At 43.1% G+C, this 15,403-nt stretch carries 21 protein-coding genes; 1 reads left to right on the forward strand and 20 read right to left on the reverse strand.

From position 1 onward, the window contains the following. The 4 genes from TCA2_RS12765 to cysK form a co-directional block, all read right to left on the reverse strand. Positions 1-252 (reverse strand): GrpB family protein (locus TCA2_RS12765; RefSeq protein ID WP_047912013.1); only part of this gene is annotated, 252 nt, incomplete at its 3' end. Positions 253-282: 30 nt separating this feature from the next. Beyond that, positions 283-954, reverse strand: a complete 672-nt coding sequence (locus tag TCA2_RS12770) for a DUF4085 family protein (protein ID WP_047912014.1) — start codon at positions 952-954, stop codon at positions 283-285. A 22-nt stretch (positions 955-976) separates the two neighbouring features. Then, positions 977-1,612 carry a hypothetical protein gene (locus TCA2_RS12775; RefSeq protein WP_047912015.1) on the reverse strand — a complete coding sequence of 212 codons (636 nt, stop codon included), beginning with the start codon at positions 1,610-1,612 and terminating at the stop codon, positions 977-979. Positions 1,613-1,639: 27 nt separating this feature from the next. Then, positions 1,640-2,575, reverse strand: coding sequence for a cysteine synthase A (gene cysK / locus TCA2_RS12780; protein ID WP_047912016.1), 936 nt, complete (start codon positions 2,573-2,575; stop codon positions 1,640-1,642). Positions 2,576-2,770: 195 nt separating this feature from the next. Here cysK and msrA point away from each other — a divergent pair, with 195 nt between their 5' ends. Continuing rightward, complete coding sequence (gene msrA / locus TCA2_RS12785) at positions 2,771-3,286, forward strand: peptide-methionine (S)-S-oxide reductase MsrA (RefSeq protein ID WP_047912017.1); 516 nt, start codon at positions 2,771-2,773, stop codon at positions 3,284-3,286. Positions 3,287-3,396: 110 nt separating this feature from the next. Here the strand turns inward: msrA and TCA2_RS12790 are convergent, their stop codons facing one another. The 16 genes from TCA2_RS12790 to TCA2_RS12870 form a co-directional block, all read right to left on the reverse strand. Next, entirely contained in the window at positions 3,397-4,266 is an 870-nt protein-coding gene (locus TCA2_RS12790; RefSeq protein ID WP_047912018.1) for a phosphotransferase family protein, read from the reverse strand. A gap of 14 nt (positions 4,267-4,280) precedes the next feature. Further along, complete coding sequence (locus tag TCA2_RS12795) at positions 4,281-5,252, reverse strand: ROK family protein (protein WP_047912019.1); 972 nt, start codon at positions 5,250-5,252, stop codon at positions 4,281-4,283. Between the two features lie 382 nt (positions 5,253-5,634). Next, a complete protein-coding gene (locus TCA2_RS12805; protein ID WP_047912021.1) occupies positions 5,635-6,183 on the reverse strand; it encodes a GNAT family N-acetyltransferase in 549 nt (182 codons plus the stop codon). 78 nt (positions 6,184-6,261) lie between these two features. Next, positions 6,262-6,627: a DUF4180 domain-containing protein gene (locus TCA2_RS12810; protein WP_047912022.1), complete on the reverse strand. Its 366-nt coding sequence runs from the start codon at positions 6,625-6,627 to the stop codon at positions 6,262-6,264. Positions 6,628-6,767: 140 nt separating this feature from the next. Continuing rightward, entirely contained in the window at positions 6,768-7,781 is a 1,014-nt protein-coding gene (locus TCA2_RS12815; RefSeq protein WP_047912023.1) for a GtrA family protein, read from the reverse strand. 1 nt (position 7,782) lies between these two features. Beyond that, a complete protein-coding gene (locus TCA2_RS12820; RefSeq protein ID WP_047912024.1) occupies positions 7,783-8,784 on the reverse strand; it encodes a phosphodiester glycosidase family protein in 1,002 nt (333 codons plus the stop codon). Positions 8,785-8,974: 190 nt separating this feature from the next. Beyond that, entirely contained in the window at positions 8,975-9,748 is a 774-nt protein-coding gene (locus TCA2_RS12825; RefSeq protein ID WP_047912025.1) for a bifunctional 2-polyprenyl-6-hydroxyphenol methylase/3-demethylubiquinol 3-O-methyltransferase UbiG, read from the reverse strand. A gap of 77 nt (positions 9,749-9,825) precedes the next feature. After that, positions 9,826-10,407: an O-methyltransferase gene (locus tag TCA2_RS12830; RefSeq protein WP_047912026.1), complete on the reverse strand. Its 582-nt coding sequence runs from the start codon at positions 10,405-10,407 to the stop codon at positions 9,826-9,828. Positions 10,408-10,447: 40 nt separating this feature from the next. Further along, the gene (locus TCA2_RS12835) at positions 10,448-10,975 is read right to left on the reverse strand and encodes a DinB family protein (protein WP_081872481.1); all 528 of its coding nucleotides are present in this window, start codon (positions 10,973-10,975) and stop codon (positions 10,448-10,450) included. A 54-nt stretch (positions 10,976-11,029) separates the two neighbouring features. Beyond that, positions 11,030-11,908, reverse strand: a complete 879-nt coding sequence (locus TCA2_RS12840) for a class I SAM-dependent methyltransferase (protein ID WP_047912027.1) — start codon at positions 11,906-11,908, stop codon at positions 11,030-11,032. A 67-nt stretch (positions 11,909-11,975) separates the two neighbouring features. Continuing rightward, on the reverse strand, positions 11,976-12,593 hold the full coding sequence (locus TCA2_RS12845; protein ID WP_047912028.1) for a zinc dependent phospholipase C family protein: 618 nt from the start codon (positions 12,591-12,593) through the stop codon (positions 11,976-11,978). A gap of 201 nt (positions 12,594-12,794) precedes the next feature. Next, positions 12,795-13,316 carry a VanZ family protein gene (locus tag TCA2_RS12850; RefSeq protein ID WP_047912029.1) on the reverse strand — a complete coding sequence of 174 codons (522 nt, stop codon included), beginning with the start codon at positions 13,314-13,316 and terminating at the stop codon, positions 12,795-12,797. Between the two features lie 112 nt (positions 13,317-13,428). Next, on the reverse strand, positions 13,429-13,854 hold the full coding sequence (locus TCA2_RS12855; protein ID WP_047912030.1) for an NUDIX hydrolase: 426 nt from the start codon (positions 13,852-13,854) through the stop codon (positions 13,429-13,431). A 55-nt stretch (positions 13,855-13,909) separates the two neighbouring features. Continuing rightward, positions 13,910-14,455 (reverse strand): GrpB family protein, encoded by a 546-nt coding sequence (locus TCA2_RS12860; RefSeq protein WP_047912031.1) that lies wholly within the window; start codon positions 14,453-14,455, stop codon positions 13,910-13,912. 28 nt (positions 14,456-14,483) lie between these two features. Then, positions 14,484-14,978, reverse strand: coding sequence for a GNAT family N-acetyltransferase (locus tag TCA2_RS12865; protein WP_047912032.1), 495 nt, complete (start codon positions 14,976-14,978; stop codon positions 14,484-14,486). A 20-nt stretch (positions 14,979-14,998) separates the two neighbouring features. Continuing rightward, the gene (locus tag TCA2_RS12870; RefSeq protein ID WP_047912033.1) at positions 14,999-15,361 is read right to left on the reverse strand and encodes an NIPSNAP family protein; all 363 of its coding nucleotides are present in this window, start codon (positions 15,359-15,361) and stop codon (positions 14,999-15,001) included. Between the last annotated feature and the right edge of the window lie 42 nt (positions 15,362-15,403).

Genomic DNA, 15,403 nt, shown 5'->3' on the forward strand with positions numbered 1-15,403 from the left:
TTCAGGCTTATGTACATATTCATATCCGATCTCGTCCAAACGCTGAATAATTGTCTCATTCACGAGACTAAGCTCTTCTACCCCGGCCATCATATCAATGGTAGGCTTGGAGTCCATACCAGGAACAGCGGTGCTGCCGATATGTTCAATGAAGACAGGAAGACTTTCGAAGCTATATCGTATTTTCTTCTGTTCATGCTCGTAGTCCTGCTTCCACTCTGCGTTGTATGAAGAAATCATGACTTGTTCCATAAATGTTTCCTTTCGTGAATACATATGTGTTCAGCTATTTGTCTGCACAGGTATGATCTCAATACTCAAATCGCTGGCTATAATGTGAAAAATATTCATGCTGTTCATCAGTATTCGAATCTCAAATAAACCTCCTTCAGTTATATCAATTTCAGGGTATAGCAAGACATCCTTCATAATCCCCGGGTAGTTATTAAACACCTTCACTCCGGTAAAGCATAATTGGTACTGGTGCTTAGAGTATCCGACGACGTCAAGAAGAATATCTGCCTGTTGATGATCCGTCCTTACATCTATAATTCTAGCATCATGCAAGTGAAATTCCTTATCTAATCTTCGAACCTCTGCTGGCAGCTGCTCTTGTATGGAGTTGTAGTGTTCCCAGTATCTGTCGCAGATTGTTTTCCATTTATGGTCCCACTCCTTCTTCCATGCGCCGATCTCTGCCTTCATCTCCGGGCTATGTATATAGCAATCCATAATGCTCTCGTCATATACGTACTTTAACAAGTGATCAGGCAAGAATTGCAGCATATGAGGGCGCAGCCATTCAAATCGGTCTCGTGACTCCTGATAGAAGTCCCTGCCTTCTGCAGCTAGCCATTGCATCTCCTCTTGGCGCTGTTCCTCCGATTCGAAGTAACTTCCCATGCAGCCTCTTACCTGCATTTCGTTGTATAAATCCACCGTAAAACATCTCATTTTTTCTACTCTCCTACCCCTCCTATAGCGGATATTGAAGAAGAATTTGCTCACTCTTCAGCCCTTCATGAAAAAGATAATTATGGTCTGCGCCAACGACACATAGTATTTTTCGTTGCGGATTTGCCTTGATCGCATTCTTTGCCCGCCGAATCATAATCTGATTCCTGACGATCCATCTAAAATTCACTGCTGTCGGATTAACCTCATACATCCATTCATATTTTTGCTTCGTTACTTGATCAAATTCTGCGGAGTTAAATGGAATATTGCCATATGACCAAGTATCCATCTGCATTTGGAACCATTCATCATCCAGCTTCTCAAGCTCTTGACGTTTCTCTTCTGGAAAAGGCACAAAAGGATCAAAATCATTCCATACATCCAGCTCAAACCAGTCAATAGGCACAAACTCTACCCCATGCTCCTCACAATAAGGAAAGATTAGCTCCCAGTACTCACTCGCTGGCTCGCCCCAGTATCCCTGCTCATGCTTGTTATTCAAATACTTCTGCCAACTGTCAGGATGAACTTCACCGCAGATCAGGTCAGGCTTAAAGCGATGGATCATTTCTCGATATAGATCAAGAGAACAATGATACTGCTCTCTCAGGCTCTCATTATGAATCGTTCCCAGGATTCCAACAACGGGTCTCATGAAGGCAGCCCCTTTCATTTTAGTGTGTTATACATCTGGATATAAGGCGGTAGATAAATATCTCTCACCTGTATCAGGGAGAATGACGACTATCGCCTTCCCTTTATTCTCAGGCCTCTTTGCAAGGGTTAATGCAGCAGACACTGCTGCCCCAGAGGATATACCCACAAGAAGCCCTTCACTTCTAGCTAGCAGCCTAGAAACTTGCATCGCTTCATCATTTCTAACCGTGACAATCTCATCAATGACAGATCGGTTAAAGTTGTCTGGAATAAATCCGGCACCAATGCCTTGTATGGAATGCAGTCCCTTTTTGCCGCCTGACAGCACTGGAGAATCATAAGGCTCCACAGCAACGACCTGAATGCTCTTGTTCTTATTCTTCAGAAATTCACCAACCCCGGAGATGGTACCTCCAGTACCTACACCCGCAACGAAGATATCAATGTTGCCTTCTGTATCTCTCCATATTTCTTCAGCTGTCGTCTGTTTATGTATTGCTGGATTAGCTGGGTTCTTGAATTGCTGAGGTATATAGGAGCCAGGTGTTTCTGCAGCTAGTTCCTCGGCCTTCTTGATTGCTCCAGCCATTCCCTCTTGTGCCGGTGTAAGTATTAATTCAGCTCCTAATGCAGTAAGCAGCTTACGACGCTCTATACTAAAGCTCTCCGGAAGCGTAATTATCAATTTATATCCTAGGGCAGCTGCAGCAAATGCCAATCCCACACCAGTATTGCCGCTGGTCGGTTCGATAAGAATTGAATCCTGTGTAATAAGCCCGCGTTCCTCCGCATCTTTAATCATGGCATAGCCAATTCTATCTTTGACACTTCCTGCTGGATTAAAGTACTCTAGCTTGGCATACATAGTAGATTCAATTTGTTGGACTTTTGAAAAATGACTTAATTCTAAGAGAGGTGTATTTCCGATAAGCTCGGTAAGGTTTTTGGCGATACGGCTCAAGTTCATCCCTCCAGCTAGATAATACCAACCAACGAGGTTGGTTATACTAAAAAGCTAACATAGATGGAAAATAAATACAAACACCTACTTGAATAATGAATTAGAATTGCGAACATATCTGTCCCCAGCGGAAGGAATTTTGGTATACTGAAGGACAACTATACATTAGTAGACTTACTGAAAGAGGTTGGACACATGGAAAAAGCGACATTTGCAGGCGGATGCTTCTGGTGCATGGTTACTCCATTTGAGGAGCTGCCTGGCATCCACGGTATCGTATCAGGTTACACAGGGGGTACTGTAGAGAATCCCACATATGAACAGGTCAAGACCGGAACGACAGGTCACTATGAAGTCGTCGAAATTACTTTTGATCCAGAGCTGTTTCCATACGAGAAGCTGCTGGAGTTGTTCTGGCCTCAGATTGATCCGACAGACGAAGGCGGGCAATTTCAAGATCGCGGCAGTCAGTATAAGACAGCAGTTTTTTATCATAATGAGCATCAGCGAGAGCTTGCTCTGGCTTCCAAAAAAGAGGTAGCAGAAAGCGGGCGGTTTGATAAACCGATTGTCACTGAGATCCTGCCAGCGGCTACATTCTACCCTGCCGAAGAATATCATCAGGACTTCCATAAGAAGAATCAGAAGCATTATAAGGAAGACCGTGAGAAATCAGGCCGTGATGAATTTATTGCGGAAAATTGGAAGTAGAAAATCTCTGATCGTATAAACTTCAAAAAGAGAGCCAGACACTGTAAAGCTAGGTTAACAATTCGTTAAACTCTTACAGATTTTGGCTCTCTTTATCATAGTTGCTTATATCACACAATAACATCCGCTGTCAGGTACTTGTTTTCATTTAGTATGTTTCTGACCCGCTTCAACATGTCCTTTCCTTTTAAAAGATCGCTCCCTCTGCTGAGCAGCACTCCTCTGAGTGTCGCAATCGCTTCAAACAGCTCCAGCTCTTCATCCGTATAAGCGGTTGCAGATAAACAAGCGGCTCGATACACGGCTGCATTCCGTTCTCCTGCAAATATCCGCATAACAATGACAGACCAGGCGATATCATATCTTGCATCTCCCAGCTGCCCATTGGTCCAATCGATGATCTTGTATTGACCTTCCTGCTCCAAAACATTGCCGAGATTAAAATCACCGTGAATCACACTATGATGATTGAGATTTGCACGCTCCAGCAGCGGCATCAGCAGCCGCTTGATATCCTCATGCTGATCGATTGCCGGATAGAAATAGAACATAAAATCGTATTCCGGCAATAAGTCGCCGAACTCCGTATCTACCGGCAGCTTATGTATATCGGTCAACATTTTGGCGAGCTTACGAACAACCGCTGCACCCAATCGGGTAACCGGTGCTCCATCATAAGGAGTAAGCAGAACCTGATTGCCGTTCAGATCATAACCCCAGCCAAGCGGCCTGGACACGGGCATCCCATAGCTATGCAGAAGCTCAAGCAGTTTATATTGGCGCCGGATATCCGGTCTGGAATCGCGATTCCATATTTTGAGCACAAGGCTGTTTTCCTCTTCATCGGGCACGATCTGGAAGACTTGGGCTTCAAGACCCGCTTCTAACGCCGTCATCTCGGGAGAACTGCCTGGCTTAAGCAGAACATCTACCTTGTCATTCTTTTCTTCCCAACGAATATCGAGCAGATATTGACTCATCGCAATACTCCTTTTTATCCGTGTTGTAATCTATCTAATGCATACGCTGCTGCGCCAAACATTCCTGCTCTTCCACCAAGCCGGGCTGGTTCAATTCTGCAGGCTTCTCTCGACAGCTTCAACGCATGACGATGAACCGTTTCTCTCACCGTCCCCAGCAAACGCTCTCCTGCTGCAGACATACCTCCTCCAACAATAACAATCTCGGGATTAAATAGATTAATGACGTTAGCTAAACCGAACCCGAGAATTTCACCTGTCTCCTGCATTACTTCCCTGGCGGTCTGATCCTCCAGATCGTAAGCATCTGAGATCATCTTGGCTGTGATGTGGGTATAATCCCCCTGTACCCAATCCTGAATCATACTCTGCTGACCAGCAGCCAGCTTCTCAAGCAGCGTATTCACCATTCCGACTGCCGAAGCATATCTGCCAAGACACCCTGAGCTGCCGCATTTGCAAGGACGTCCTTCTCTATACATATTCATGTGTCCAATCTCACCTGCGCTGGAGGTCGTGCCATAGAGAACCTGTCCACCGCAGACAATCCCAGATCCAAGCCCTGTACCCAGTGTAATCAGAAAGATGTTCTGGTAGCCTGCTCCTGCCCCATGACGCCATTCTCCATATAGATTTACACGTACATCATTATCTATATAGACAGGGAAATTGAAATGCTCCTTCATACGATCCACAACCGGGATGTTTTCCCAATCTGGAAAATTCGGCGAAAAAATAGAGAACCCTGCTTGAGGATCCAGTAGTCCTGGAATTCCCATTCCCATAACCTCAATATCCTCCTGCGACAAATTTACGGAAGCGAGCAGTTTTTGCACCGTTTCTGCGATATTGGATAATACATATGCTGGCCCTTTTGCAGCTTCCGTCGCCACGCTCAGCTCTGTTACTGTCTCAAATTGTTTCGAGTAAATCGCTGCTTTCGTATTAGTCCCGCCGAGATCAACACCGATTAAATATTTGCTCATCTGTCTGCTCCTACACGTACTTAAGTATTTTTTAAGCTATAAAAAAGAGATCCCTATCGGACCTCCTTTTTGCATAAGCTTCATTATTTTCTATAAGCCTTGAATCCAAAATAACATAACAGAGAAATTATTGATATCCCCATTAGAAGCTCTACGTTCTCATTATAAGTGCTTGCTGGAAGGAGCTCTAATATAAAACTAAGTCCTCCGCTCCAAGTGTCGTTCAGCAAAAAAACACTCAGGATCAAGGAATACCCAAACACAAAAAGAGCTAGCTTAGACCAATACTGTCCATCTTCCGATTTGAAAATAAAAAGTAGAGATAAAATAGAACAAATAAACAATAATGCCAGCAACATGTCATCACCTGCTTCGATTAAGACTACTTGTCGATAAAATCGTTCACCTGACAGAGCCATACCATGTGCACGGAGCCAGGTCCCCAGTAATCCTCTACAACAGCATACGGCTTGCCGAATTTTCGCAGCCACTTCTGCTGTGCCCGCTTATATCCGCTGTCCAGACAAAACTGTTCGACTCCCTGTTCATTCAGTAGAGTCAGCAGCGCCTTGATCAATGCAGAGCCTATCCCCTGCCCCTGATAACTGGGGAGCACATATAAACTGCCGAGCTCACCCACATGATCCAGTGCATGCTCGGTGCACACTTTAATATCCTCTCCACAAGGCGAATACGAGATGGTGCCTACGACCACATCATCCTGCATCGCTGCGAGAAAAAGAGTATCTGCAGCATCCGATTGAAGCGCCCTTTGAAGGAGCTTTTTCTTAAGCTCAATTTCCCCGGAAAGATCCTCTTCCAGATGGGCGATGCCTTCTTTTTCAAACGTATCCGGTATGGTCTTCTCAAAAATATAATTAACCCTCTCGACATCAGCCGAACCCGCCGGTATGACCCGTACTTTGCTCAAGACATTACTCCCTTCCTCCACATTTCAGATCTGCGATTATGAATTGCACTTGGCAGTCTATCTTTTTGGCGTGGCATGTTATACCCTGCTTAATTTCTCAACCGCCTGCTCCTCATGATCCAGGAAAAAGATATGTCGGCCCTTATTGCTCTCATATATAAAGTCCTTCAGACTCTTGCTCTCATAGATTGAAAAATCACCCACGATCGCGATCGTCGTCTGGTAATTTACAAACTTCTGCATGATCTCACCGGCCAGCTTCGTCTTCAGATCAAAAAACGGCTCCGCTATTGCTGATTTATGCAGGACAATTCGGCTCGAACCTGTCTCATACTTCACCGTTGCCATAAGATCCAAGGCGGATTGAACATCTTCAATTAATACATCCATATCACTTACAATAGCAACCTCAACTCCATTGTGCTGAACAATCGATATTTCCATCTTTATTCCTCCCGACTTCAATAGGACAAGTTCCTATGCGCTTAGAGGACCAGCAGCACGCTTATCCCCACATTCTCATTAAACACGGAATATCCATTTTCCACAACCAATCTCCTCAAGCATTTAAGCTAATCGGTTGATTAATAGACGAACCTGCGCTGTGCCCAGTAGCTGAACACAAAGATGGATACCTCCGTCAGTATCTTCGCAGCAAGCAGCGGAATGATTAATTTTTCATTGTAAAAGTACAACAGTCCATAATTCAGCAGCAATATGAGCAGGACAAGTGCAAAGTACTTGGGAAAAGATTGATAAACTCTCTTCGTATGGCCTCCCGTGAACACATATCTTCGATTCATAGAATAGTTGAATACAGAACTGCACAGCCTTGCAACGACCACCGATAATAATAGACTGCTGCTGAAATAATGAACGATGAACAATAACGCAAAATCAAGAAGTGCAGAGATCAGCGACGAAGTGCTGAACAGCAGAATCGGATAATAGATCCGCAGCGAATCGGCAACAGGACGAAAGTGAGAAGATTTATTCTCATCCAAATAAACCGTATCTATATATTCCTCTGTAATAGGATAGCCTGCTGTGTTCGCGGTCAGCAGCATGTTCATCTCATATTCGAATCGCTCGCCAGGGAGATCTGAGAGCCAGCTCAGCATGGATAAGGGAAATCCGCGCAGTCCCGTCTGTGTATCGTATACTTTATTTCCTGTCGTCAGTTTAAAAACAGCTCTCGTGACCGTATTCCCGAACCGGCTTCGGAGAGGTACCTTGCCGCTGAAGCGCCGGCTGCCGAGCACCATGCCAGGTACTGTCTGCTTCTGCACGGCTTCATATATCCGCTGTATATCATGTGGAAGATGCTGACCGTCACTGTCGGCCGTAATGATGGGGCCCGGGAGTCCGGCTCTCTGAATATGCGCAAAGCCTGTTTTTAATGCGCGTCCTTTACCCAGATTGGTCTCATGCGTGAGGACGGTACACCTTAGGGATTCTACCAATGTAAAAATCTTACTGTATGCCGGACCACTGCCATCGTCGATAACGACAATTGGGCCCAGCTCACAGCTTAGAAGCTGAATAATTAAATCAAGCAAGCGGTCATCCGGTTCATAGGCTGGAATTAGAATGGTCATCTCATTCTCCCTCCGCTACATACAGGATATCGCTGACCCCGCGTTCTTCATTTTTACCTTGAGGATTGTTCACGACCCTGCCCATGAATACCATCGTAGAGGAGCCGCCGCCGTCCAGATTATAAGCCTCTGTTGCACCGAGGTTATCCATTAGCTGTGCAAGCTCGTCCAGCGTCATTCCGCGACTGTAGCCTTTATTTCGCCCATCCACCACGACAAAAACATAATGATTCGGTTCAATCATACCGATCGCTGTCCGCGGGTTCGCAGCCTGAATGGAACGGTTGCCGAAATTGCTGTCAATCTTGACATGACTAAAATCTCCCGTGATCTCACCGTCCTGTATGAGAATCGGTCCAAAGGAGAGCGTATGGACTGCCCTGTCAGCCAGCAGCTCAGAGGAAGAAACTTCGGTCTCGTTATACGTCTGCATGGAGCCATCCGCAAACAATACCATCGCATCTCTCACCGGGCTGTCTCGATAGAGCGTTCCATTGCGAATAATGACTCCATCGCTTCGGAATCCATAGTAGTCTCCATTGATCGCGAAGATCGCATTTTTGCCTGAAGCAATATCCGAGGTATTCTCGATAATATTCGTTCCAAAGCTGTCATTCGCGAATGCTGTGCGTAAGAGATCCGCATTTTTGAGTACCACATCGGCAACATAGTAAGTAATTTGGTCCTCACCCGTACCCGTTTGTACCTGGTCAATCTGAATCTGAATATCATCACTCGTATAATTCCAGTCATCATACTCCGCCTCAGTAGTGGATGCAGAGGTATTGCTAGACTCGGCTGTACTAGCTGCTTGATTAGACTCGGCTGTACTAGCTGCTTGATTAGACTCCGCTGTCTCATCCGTGACCACAACCTCAACGTGCTCAATAAGATAGCGATCAGCAAGTCCATATAATATAACCCCCACGATGATTAGAATCATTATGGAGATGAACATCCCTTTTCTTTTCCGTATTTGACCAAGCTTCAGATCGGCTCTCATAAGAAGTCCCCTTTACATATATTCTAAGGCTGAGTATATAAAGGGTTGCTTAAATGAATCTGAAACAAAGATCCAATGCACTGACGGTTAGAATAAATCTCGCTTCGATCTTCAGATACGGAAGTGCAAAAAAAAGATGGCTTTCTCTCCTTAATAGAGAAAAACCATCTTGTATACTTTTCACAATCAGCTAAGCTTTTGCCGCTAAATATAAGGCAACTCTATGCTCCTTATGAATTGTACCACCTGCTCGGTCAACCGACTCCTGAATACGGTGGAACAACTCATCTTTAACGGGATTTGGAAGCTGTCTGTGCTTGGAGTTTGTATTCAGCAAGGATACATAAGCGGAGCTGGTGAGTGTATGTATTTCCCTATACTCTTTTACAAGCAGATGGTTAAAGAACCCCGACTTGTCAGTAATCACTCTTCTGTCTTCAATGATCTCCTCAGGAGTAGGCAGCGCAGCGTCATCCAAATGAGGAGCAAGTTCGCGGTAGTGAAGACGAATTTCCTGGTGGAGGTCATCGTACATCGGAACATGTACCGTCCAGAAGAAAGCCATTGAACCGTTATGTTTAAGCAGCTCCCACACTCTCCGGTATCCGAATTCAGGCTCAATGAAATGAAAGGCCGTTCCCGAAATCGCGAGGTCAAAAGGTGAACCCTCTCCATTCCAATCCTCAAACGCGGTATGTAGTACTTTTACTGAGGGATACCCTTTGAATTTCTCTGCAGTGAACTGTGCTAGTTGGTCACCAAGCTCAACACAGGTGATATCCGTAAAGCCTTTATCCAAGAAGCCTCCAGTCGCTTGGCCTGTTCCACAGCCGATTTCTAAGATCTTTTGGTCTTGTTTCAGGCTGCAATAATCAGCAATATCATCGAACATTTCTTTGGGATAAGCGGGTCTGAACCTCTCGTATTCACTAACGATATAATTGAAGGTTTCTTTATTCTCCATACTGCTCCGCCTCCAGTCTGAATTAACTTCTAACTATACATAGCTTGATATCGGTCGAGGTCATTGATTGCTCTTAGTCAGCTCTTCTTCGTCATCAAGATGAGTCCTGTTGACCAATTGAGCTTAGACAGATGGAAATCCTCTCTTGATTCCAGATACGATACTAGCTTGGATACCTTATCCTCATGGTCTTCAGGCCAATTCGGCTGCGGGTTCAGATCATCAATGATATACAGCCCTCCAGGCTTGACCATACCAAGCACCTCTTCCACCAGATAAAACTTGCCTGGCCATGTATCAGCGAAGATGACATCATATTGTTCGGATTTATGTTGTTCTATGTATTCGCCGCCATCCTGAGCAAATAGATGTAACCGAGGATCATCCCCCAGCACTTCCCTCGCAATATTCGAGCATTGCTCATCCATCTCAACAGAATACAGCCTGCTGTCCTGATCCATTCCATCAAGAAGCCAAGCTGTAGAGTGACCTACACCTGTTCCTAATTCCAAAATGGTGCTCTGCCTGCGATTTGCGGCTAACATCCGAAGGAAGCTACCTGTTAGATCATCACACGATGCCGTGAAGCCATATTCTGCAGCACATTTACTCACTCGTTCTGCATGCATCGGGCGCTGAACACCTTGTAATTCGTCCATGGATAAGCCTCCTTGTATGAACTGCGTAGCTAACTTATCGTTATACCTTCATTCTTTTTTTGATCATTCTGATTTGTCCCCTATGATTGATTTCATCTTCAAAGACGTGGAACCACATAAAGTAATAATTTGCTTGTTTGTCATACCAGAATTGCTCCTCATGATGAAGCCAATCATCATTTACGGTCTTAAAATAATTGAGTGTTCTATTTCTTACTTCTTCCAATTTGTTAAGGTAAAATGTGAGTTCATGCCCTCTGATCTGTTCTTGCCCGGCCGAACCTAACTCAAGTGCTGGACCCCAAATGGATAGCTCCTCATCATTGAGAAACCTTTTTTCATATGTCGAGACCTGATACGCATATTCTACAGCTGCAACATGTAATAACAAAGCACCTATGGAATTGCTCTCTGTATCCAGCAGGTAATCCAGCTGGTCCTTCGATAAGCCCTTCACTTCTTCTAAGGTTGTATATCTCACATAATTCATCATGGAAATAAGCTGACTGATCTGAGGAGTATATCCAGGGATGCTGGTGATTAGATAGATTTGATCCATATTCATCATCGTTCGCCCCTCCAAATCTTTTTATCCTATTACTGATCACAGCGTTCAACACTGCTACCTCTTAACAATCCCGAAGGAAATCTTCATGTTGGGTGCGTAGGTTAACCAGGATTGATCATTAAATTGTTTGGAGAATAACCGTTCAGCATCGTACTGCCTTCTTGCCTCTTCCGCTGTCAACCCTCTCTCTATCAGATTGATCTCAACCTGTTCGTAATCACCTGGATCTTGGCCTAATCCATCTGCACTTAATGCTTCGAAAAGCTTATTCTTCATGTCTAAATCCATATGCTGATCTAAAAAGTTCACCCGATCACTGACCCGGCACTGTACGTCCTGTAAACCTAGCTGGCTAAGAAGTACAGGTAATCTCATGCCGATATTTCCGTCTTTGCTCTTACTTCTTCTGTCTGCTTCAAACAACTTTTGAAGTATCCCCAGCTGTATGATATCGGATTGTACCTGCCCTTCGAAATAATAGTTCGACATATTTGAAATCCAATGAGGCTCAAAGCATATCACCCTGCCCGAATCTACTACGCTATCGATCATCCTCTGAAGAATAATAGATGGTTCAGCGATATGTAACAAAAAGGCGTGACTCATCGCAATATCATACTTGCCTTTTACAGTCAGCTCTTCAAGGTCAGCTACGATAAATTCTGTTGTATACGGTAAGCGAGAGAATAATTCTTTTGCTTCCTTAATCAAATCCTGGCCTTTATCTATCCCGGTATAGGTCGAACCTTCTGGCAATAAAGGCAGCAGCTTTAAACCGAGGTATCCATATCCGCAGCCGTAATCGACCACATTTACAGGCTTATGAATGTTCCACACTTTTTGCACCAGAAATTCTAGATAGTCATCGTTGTAGTACAGCCACCGCGTATTTCTAAGGTATTCGATTTGAGTATCCCAATAATATTCGGACATTGCACTGCCCCTTTACTCATTGTTATTTATTATATTTAACACGCAGCATTTTTCTATGGGGTTAAAATTAGACCACATCAAGCATTGGCTTTAAATGAAGCAGTCCCATATCCACCGATGTTTCGATATAACCCAAGATTTGAACAATCGTGAATACTTGAAGCTGCTGTTTGTTGACTTCGTCTTTGTCGTATTCCATATCACCTAGTACATAAGGGAGGAAGTGCTCAACGTCCTTGGATGTTACTTCTTCCAAATCCATAACGGCAGGAACATCACTGAGCATTTCCTTCAGTATATTTGTAAATCCATAGTGTTCTAACAATTTCCCGTTCAATGTTTGAAAGTCTTTATGATATATAGGGTATAAATCTGGATCCGCTTCCATTCTGTTTTTCAACCATGAGAGGTTAAATCCCCTGAGCCAGATATCATCCGCAATTAGATGTGTGAAATATCCTAATATATACTGTTGCTCCGCCTGTGAGCTATATTTATGTAAGAATCCTTTATAATCTATGAATCTTGTATAATTCTGTACTTCGCCTTTGAAAAAATGGGATGATTCTTTCGGAGACACAGCATCAGGCGCCACGCTTCCAAGTAAGAAGAGCGTCCGGTCTTCAATGGACAAGCTCTCTGCAATTCGATTGGCAATAATCAAGTGCATGATCCTTGAACCCATATGCTTCCTCACCTTCTTCTGTTATTTCTATAGCCCTTTAAATTTCCATCAGCATTCTAAATCATATAATAATTGTAAATTTAGTTCAAACAAAATCTACTTGAAACAACTTTTAATTCAACAAGTGATCCCTATAAAGCAAGGGCTCTCGAGTTCTAATTGTTCCTGTAAGGTTCAATTAGGCCCGAGAGCCTCATCCTTCTAAAAGCCATTCACTATTAAAATCAAACTCATAAACAATATCAAGCCAATCGTTCCAACAGCCGCAAGGATGTTAATAATCTTGTCAGCTCTGAACTTCGTCCGGACTAGCTTTAGCAGTAAATGATACAGCCCAATTCCAATAACACCACCAAGCGTATTGTTGATTAGATCCGTTATGTCACTTGCACCAATGGCAAACAAATATTGAAGCAGTTCATATACCAGACTTATAGCTGCAATAGTGGCTGCTCTTTTGAGAAATGACCACTTCGTCAGCATGCTTAGATATATCCCAACAGGAACAAAAGCAATCATGTTATATAGCAGCTCTTGTATATCTAATTCATTGTTAACGATGACCGACTCACCAAATGGAATAAGGTTAATGTTTCTGATCTCCGGTAAATCCTGCGCTGAGAATGCCATTTTGAATACGATAATCCAGGTTAACAGCAATATATAAACTGCAAATAGCAACCAAGTTAGCTTTGTGTCTCGTTCTCGTTGTGTTGTTTTCATTTTCTCTCCCTCTCTAGACAATCATCTCACTGACGAATCAACTCTATAACGATTGAAGCTGCGAATAAGTTTGATTCTCTATATTGAAATTATTGTCAGGCGGGGGGATTGTTCAAATATTGTTATTATCCATAAATTCAATACAAAAAGGCTGCGTTTCGGGCTTCAAGCAATACTCTATTCTTTTTCTAAAATCTTTCCATTGTACTTTCTCTAACGCTTCTTCAATGGGGAAAAATCCACATTCCAGGCTCTCCGGTGAACATGTTAATTCGCCTCCGATGGGCTTTGCTAAAAATAATGTATTACAAATGGAGTTCCCGACATTCTGAAATATCCCGCAAAAATTAATAATTTCAATGTCGATTCCTGATTCTTCCTTCGTCTCTCGTATTGCGGCCTGACTCAAAGATTCTCCTATCTCTACTTGTCCTCCAGGCATTTCCCAGCCTCTTCTTGGTCCTCTGATCAGTAATATTTCGTTATTATCATTGACTACAACGGCAGCTGCCGAAACGATATGCTTTGGTGGGTGCATGACGCTACTCCTTCATTTAGAAATTTGTTATCCTATGTACTGCTGTGAATTAGGTTCAAAGCTCCTCTATAATCGGCTTCCAACCCACCTTCTGGCTCCATTGATTTGCATTCATTAAAATGTCCCATACGATTTCTGCTTTTCCTTCTACATATTTATCTCTATCGTCTTTATACAGATTGGCGAGTTCATATTTAACCTCGGCGTATTTCATTTTTGCATATTCATGTTCTCTTAAATAATCTCTAAACAGCAAATTCAGCTGTTCTGACCAACTTCCACTTTGGCGTATGTGAATATGAGTCCTTCTCATGCCGCTTTTTTCTCTAAAATATCTCTTGGTTAGATCAGGATTATCTTTACGATGTTGAAAACCCATCTCTTGAAGTCCAGATTTGACTTCCTCGATATTGTCCAGAGCGGGCACTGATATTTGTATATCAATAATAGGCTTAGCCGCTAATCCCACTACAGCTGTAGAGCCTATATGATCTATCCTATGAATCGTATTTCCCAATTGACTTACAATCTGACATCTTATTTCATTATATATTTTGGGCCAGTTATCATTATAAGGCTCTATAATTACAGATTCCTTCATCCGTAAGATCACCAACTTGGAGTATAGATTACTTAATTATATTTGCAACCATGGTTATGGAAGTGCCTACTTTACCTGTCTCTTTGAAGCAAAATCGCTGGTAAAGTTTCATTGCTGCTTCATTGTGTGGATCTACACTTAATGAGATTCTTTCAATGTTCTTCTTCCTGGCTTCTTGAAAAAGTTTATTCATCAAAGCGCTTCCAATTCCGATTCCTCTATATTCTGCTAAGATCGCCATTCCGAGTTCCGGCACGTCATTATCGACATATCCAAAGCCTTTATTACTCTCATGAAAGTATCGAGCTGTTATCGATCCAACCGGCTTGTCTTGTTCATCCATTGCTATGAATCCAAAATCTCCATTCCGTCCCCAGCCTTCTACATACTTCGAAAGGTGTGGATCATTGATTATTTCTCTGTTGAACGGCTCCTGCCCTTCTGGAACATACAGTGATTCGTACAACATATCCCATAAGAATGCAACATCTTCTGCTTCAATGGGTCTGATTCTATAATTCATCGTTTGTTACCACCTTTTAGCTATGATAAAGTCTTTAAAATGGTCTTTCCCCTGTCTACTGTTGTTGTGAAGAACTCTTGTTTAATTTCCTGCAACGCTTCCTTTAGTCTATTTCTTCCAATGGAATCAAATCGCTTTTGAACCGTGCTAATATGTTCCTCGTCGGACTTTATCTTGTTCTCAATCTCATCATATTGCTCTAACGAATCATATTCCCACATGGCAAAGATTTCACTAGTATCTTCATTCAATGTAGTTTGCCATCTTCCAATCAATCTGGCTCCATACTTCAGCTGGCTTGGTAACAAGACATCATTAAATAAGGAATTAAACTCATCTACAATGGAATTAGCGACAATGTAAGTTTTTCTCCGATAGATCATTTCCACGCCTACTTTCGCATTTTTTGTATAAGTATTTTTATT

Source organism: Paenibacillus sp. TCA20, assembly GCF_000732325.1.
GTDB lineage: Bacteria > Bacillota > Bacilli > Paenibacillales > Paenibacillaceae > Paenibacillus > Paenibacillus urinalis.

Coding starts and splice junctions, on each gene's coding strand:
- TCA2_RS12770 (WP_047912014.1), bottom strand. CDS start 954: ATGAGATGTTTTACGGTGGATTTATACAACGAAATGCAGGTAAGAGGC.
- TCA2_RS12775 (WP_047912015.1), bottom strand. CDS start 1,612: ATGAGACCCGTTGTTGGAATCCTGGGAACGATTCATAATGAGAGCCTG.
- msrA (WP_047912017.1), top strand. CDS start 2,771: ATGGAAAAAGCGACATTTGCAGGCGGATGCTTCTGGTGCATGGTTACT.
- TCA2_RS12790 (WP_047912018.1), bottom strand. CDS start 4,266: ATGAGTCAATATCTGCTCGATATTCGTTGGGAAGAAAAGAATGACAAG.
- TCA2_RS12795 (WP_047912019.1), bottom strand. CDS start 5,252: ATGAGCAAATATTTAATCGGTGTTGATCTCGGCGGGACTAATACGAAA.
- TCA2_RS12810 (WP_047912022.1), bottom strand. CDS start 6,627: ATGGAAATATCGATTGTTCAGCACAATGGAGTTGAGGTTGCTATTGTA.
- TCA2_RS12815 (WP_047912023.1), bottom strand. CDS start 7,781: ATGACCATTCTAATTCCAGCCTATGAACCGGATGACCGCTTGCTTGAT.
- TCA2_RS12820 (WP_047912024.1), bottom strand. CDS start 8,784: ATGAGAGCCGATCTGAAGCTTGGTCAAATACGGAAAAGAAAAGGGATG.
- TCA2_RS12825 (WP_047912025.1), bottom strand. CDS start 9,748: ATGGAGAATAAAGAAACCTTCAATTATATCGTTAGTGAATACGAGAGG.
- TCA2_RS12830 (WP_047912026.1), bottom strand. CDS start 10,407: ATGGACGAATTACAAGGTGTTCAGCGCCCGATGCATGCAGAACGAGTG.
- TCA2_RS12835 (WP_081872481.1), bottom strand. CDS start 10,975: ATGATGAATATGGATCAAATCTATCTAATCACCAGCATCCCTGGATAT.
- TCA2_RS12840 (WP_047912027.1), bottom strand. CDS start 11,908: ATGTCCGAATATTATTGGGATACTCAAATCGAATACCTTAGAAATACG.
- TCA2_RS12845 (WP_047912028.1), bottom strand. CDS start 12,593: ATGGGTTCAAGGATCATGCACTTGATTATTGCCAATCGAATTGCAGAG.
- TCA2_RS12850 (WP_047912029.1), bottom strand. CDS start 13,316: ATGAAAACAACACAACGAGAACGAGACACAAAGCTAACTTGGTTGCTA.
- TCA2_RS12855 (WP_047912030.1), bottom strand. CDS start 13,854: ATGCACCCACCAAAGCATATCGTTTCGGCAGCTGCCGTTGTAGTCAAT.
- TCA2_RS12860 (WP_047912031.1), bottom strand. CDS start 14,455: ATGAAGGAATCTGTAATTATAGAGCCTTATAATGATAACTGGCCCAAA.
- TCA2_RS12865 (WP_047912032.1), bottom strand. CDS start 14,978: ATGAATTATAGAATCAGACCCATTGAAGCAGAAGATGTTGCATTCTTA.
- TCA2_RS12870 (WP_047912033.1), bottom strand. CDS start 15,361: ATGATCTATCGGAGAAAAACTTACATTGTCGCTAATTCCATTGTAGAT.